The organism is Niastella sp. sgz303648 (assembly GCF_059587045.1).
In genome coordinates this window covers 1-4,124 of sequence record NZ_JCAPSW010000043.1, presented here as the reverse complement: position 1 = coordinate 4,124, position 4,124 = coordinate 1, and the positions used below count along the sequence as shown (strand labels likewise).

Sequence of the window (4,124 nt, the reverse complement as noted above, 5' to 3'; positions counted from 1 at the left end):
TTGCTTACTTAACAAAAGCTTTTCAACTTCCCGGAGGGATACACATCCTCCAATAATAGTTATTGCAAAAGGTCAAATTGCAATAAGATCAAACCATAATTATCGAGATTACTAATATATGGGGATATAAAAACAGGTGTTTTTCACGTTTTTTATTTAACTGATTTATTTATCCTCCGATCGGGGCATTAGTCAATGAATTAAAAATATATAAGAATATGTTTTTCAACTGATTGATCGAGTTTTGCCATTTTGTCATTTGAATTAGAAAGCCACATGTATCTTTATCAAGTCCTCATTGAGTTTTACAAACTCTTCTAATACTCTCAAATCCTGTTGTAGTCGGTAAGCAACAATGCAGAGTTTTTGGCAATTAGGAGTGCAGAACTTCTGGCAACAACCAGTACACAAAAATTGGCAACAAGAGTGCAGAGCGGTGTCAAAATTAAGAGCATTGATTTAGTCTTCAAAAATTGTTTTCCTGTTTTCCAGCCGGTAGCTTTTTCCGGACAGATTGATTACTTCACATTGGAACAGCAATCGATCCAATAAAGCGGTTGCTAATACTTCGTCACCCAGCATTTGCGCCCATTCAGCCGGTTTCTTATTGGTGGTAATGATAAAGGATGTTCTTTCATAGATTTGATTGATAAAATTAAACAGGCTCACCGCTTCCTTTTTTTCGACAGGGAACAGCATGATATCATCGATTACGATTAGGTGTGCCTGTAATAGCCGTTTGTATTCAGCTTTGGCTGTCCGGGTAATCTCTTTCATCTTCAGGGTGCTGATCAGGCCGTCCATAGTTCTGAAGTAAGCCTTATAACCCTTTTTGATAGCTTCAAAACAAAGCCCTGCAGACAGGAACGTTTTTCCGGTTCCCGATGGTCCCATGCAGATGATGTTATAAATCTGGTCCATCCAATGCAGTTCCTGTAATTGGTGCAGTTTAGCGATCGTAAGTCCGTTATTGACACTATGATCGTATGTGCTCAAGTCACAGTATTTCGGCAAGGAAGCCAGCTTCATTCGCTTTTTAATATCCTTTTGCTGGCGGTAATCGGCCTCCGCGCGCAGGAAGCTAAGGGTATAATCCATATACCCCTGTGCTTTAGCTTCTGCTTCGGTAATGAGTTCATCAATAACCTTGTTTATGCCACTCATGTTGAACTGCTGGCAATACTGCCTGATTAATTGCTTTTGTTCCATTGGTTTGTTATTTAGAAAAAATTAAAACATATCATAATCGTTGATCGAGCTGGTTGCAGGCTGTATCAGCGCCTGGTCTGGCGGCTGATTGTTTAAGGGATTCAGTGTTAGATTTAAGCTGGTACCCTGTTGCCGGGGATCATCCGTTTGTTCGTAGAGGTAGTGGGTCACAATGGCTTTAAAGTCACCGGCTCCATTGATGCCATGCTGCTGACAATAAGAAAGCGCTTCGTCAACTATCTGTAGCGTGGTAGTACTGGCTACCTGCACCAGTATCATCAACTGGTCCCGGACATAGCGAGGTTTATCCTGCCGGATGGCTGATACCAGTTGTCGTCCTTTTTGAGGATCGGCAAGCAGAGAATAGAACTGATCTTCCAGTTCTATGATGCCCTGGCTCTTTTCCCTTCTGTGATCGTTGTTGATGATCTTTTCTCCTCTGCCGGCACTAATCAGGTGGCGGCAAAGTTCCCGGTGCTGGAGATCATACAACACAATACAGGTGCCTTGTTTTTCGAGCAATACCTTGCTTCCCCGGCCCTTATAGGTTCCACCTGGCAGCGAGTAAAAATTCCCCTTGTAAGAGAAGCTATTGTCCTTACGGACAGTATATTCAACAACGTTGGGCCGGTAGATGACAACTGGGCCAAAAGGACGTAGGAACGGTTTTTCTATCTCCCATTCCGCTACAGGACGCTTTCTGGTAAAACTGTGTGGTAGCTCATTGGCGGTCCTGGCCAGCCAGGCCAACACTTCGGAGTTCAGCAGATCAATATCTACAAAGGTTCTGTTGTACAGGAAGTTTTGTTTTACATACTTGACCACGTTTTCAACTTTGCCCTTGCTTTGCGGGTCCGCCTTGCGGCAGAAGTGCAACCGGAAGCCCCGTTGCTGTTGATAGCTTTTAAAGGCATCGGTTAAAATAAGATCGCCGTTGTTCTCATCGACCATAAATACTCTATCCTGATCGTATACCAACGTATCTGGTATACCTTCCAGGAAGACAAAGGCTTTTTCGTGGGCATCTATGGCGGTTTGGGATGTAAATGGTTCTGTAGAGAAAAGAACATATTTGTAGCGGGACCGGGAGAGCACCATCAGAAGAAGCAATATTAATTCGAAACGTCCTATTTTTATTGGTTTGGGAAGTATTTAAACGACGGATATTTTTGCGAAACCCTTGCTGGATAAATGTTTCATAATTATGTCAATTGGAACTAGAATTATTGGACGTTTTGAATTGGGGAATATATTTGGTTTAAAATAAATCCTGAGTTTAAATATTTTTTTTACAAGTAACATTTTGACAAGCGTTTTAATCGGGGTGCTTGTTTTTGTTAGCGATTTTTTTCGGGCAAGGAAATTAGAAGCCCCTGGAAAGAGTGATAAAGGTCAACGGCTGAGACTTGAGAAATAAAGTCGTTCAAAAGAGTAACATTATTACTCAAAAATGTACTGATGAAATATTTAAACCAGTAAACAAAATGACCTATGGCTGGCAAAAAATATCCGATAGTATTAGTGTGTAAGGAAACCGCAGATTCGTCTGAACCGTTTCTCGAAGATCAAGTTATTGAAAAGGTTGTCTATAATGATACAGAGTACCATTCATTTATAAATCAACATACCAATGGCGATTTTTGGTACCACCATGATATAAAAGAAAGAAAGCCGTCATGGCACGAACTCAATGGGAGCTTTTTTAGAAAGATTTATCATTGGATGCCTAAATGGGTGTTGGCAGCAATTACGTATATATTAGGTTATTTCACTTCAAACCTCGGGGATATCTGGAATTTCATTAAATCCTTTATCCATCATTAAAAATTTCAAAGAAATTAGGTTCCCCCCTTGTGTTTCTCGAAAGGTAATAATGTCAAATATCCGGTGATTAAAACTTTGAGGCTACTTGTGTTTTTTCGTATCGGAAGGAAAGGAATGCTTGTGGCTATCAATTATTTTCAAACCACCATCATGCTTATCTAGAATTATAGGTACTTTGTAAGAAGTGTCTCGCACCATTGTTTGCGTTTGCGGTTGGTTATTTGATTTATCATTAGCTGATTTAGTCGGCTGATTCCATGCATATCTACCTATTATAATTCCAAAAACCAATGGAATTACAATTTTAATGGCATCATAAATAATTGTATTACGTTTTGGAATTTCTCCTTTTTTTGATTTTCCCTTCTCTTTTTCCGACCAATCCAAATATTGTTTGTGTCCGCCGTATCTTTGAGCAATTTCTCCCTTTTCAGTAAGGATATATAAATGTGTAGATGGGTCTGTAAATTTTATATAGCCTTGTGTTCTTAAAAAATCTTCTATAATAGAACTATTTGAAATCACTATTTGACATATATCATTATAGATTTTTTCGGGTTGAGTGTCTTGTAATCCGATTGTAACATTATGTAAATAACGTTGTATTCTAAAGTCCGTATTATGTTCAATCTTTAGTAAGATAATGTCCGCAAGTATATATTCTGATTCCGTCAAATCTCTCATTTTATAATAAATTTAGAACAAATGGCTTAGTGTCTTGCTATCTCAAACTGGATGAACCACTATCACCGATAGAAATTGTGCTAACATTAGGACTTTGCGTTCATCGGGGAAGTAGGAAAATGCCCTGCCCGTTGATTACTAATATTTTAGAATATAGATACAAGTGTTTTTCAGATTTCATTATTAAACTGCTTTAATTTTCCTTATTCAACGTATCAGTTGAAGAATTAAAATATATAAAGAAGTGTGTATTTCAACCTTCCTTGCTCGAGATGCGACATTTTGTTATCTAAAATTAGGTTTTAACATTGAGGCTTTCAAATTCTTCTAATGCTTTTAAATCCTGGATCAAAAGGTTAGAAATCTCCTATGTAAAGGTTTTGGCTGCACCAAAGCAGAAAATTTAT

General features: G+C 38.6%; 4 protein-coding genes. 1 reads left to right on the top strand and 3 read right to left on the bottom strand.

Annotated elements, in window-relative coordinates:
• Positions 1-459: 459 nt before the first annotated feature.
• Together istB and AC59IL_RS38760 are read right to left on the bottom strand one after the other, a co-directional pair.
• Complete coding sequence (gene istB / locus AC59IL_RS38765) at positions 460-1,209, bottom strand: IS21-like element helper ATPase IstB (protein ID WP_496557637.1); 750 nt, start codon at positions 1,207-1,209, stop codon at positions 460-462.
• Positions 1,210-1,230: 21 nt separating this feature from the next.
• Positions 1,231-2,307: a transposase gene (locus tag AC59IL_RS38760; RefSeq protein ID WP_496557636.1), complete on the bottom strand. Its 1,077-nt coding sequence runs from the start codon at positions 2,305-2,307 to the stop codon at positions 1,231-1,233.
• Positions 2,308-2,700: 393 nt separating this feature from the next.
• On the opposite strand from AC59IL_RS38760, the gene AC59IL_RS38755 reads away from it, so the two are divergent.
• The gene (locus AC59IL_RS38755; protein WP_496557635.1) at positions 2,701-3,033 is read left to right on the top strand and encodes a hypothetical protein; all 333 of its coding nucleotides are present in this window, start codon (positions 2,701-2,703) and stop codon (positions 3,031-3,033) included.
• A gap of 81 nt (positions 3,034-3,114) precedes the next feature.
• Here the strand turns inward: AC59IL_RS38755 and AC59IL_RS38750 are convergent, their stop codons facing one another.
• A complete protein-coding gene (locus AC59IL_RS38750; protein WP_496557634.1) occupies positions 3,115-3,717 on the bottom strand; it encodes a hypothetical protein in 603 nt (200 codons plus the stop codon).
• Between the last annotated feature and the right edge of the window lie 407 nt (positions 3,718-4,124).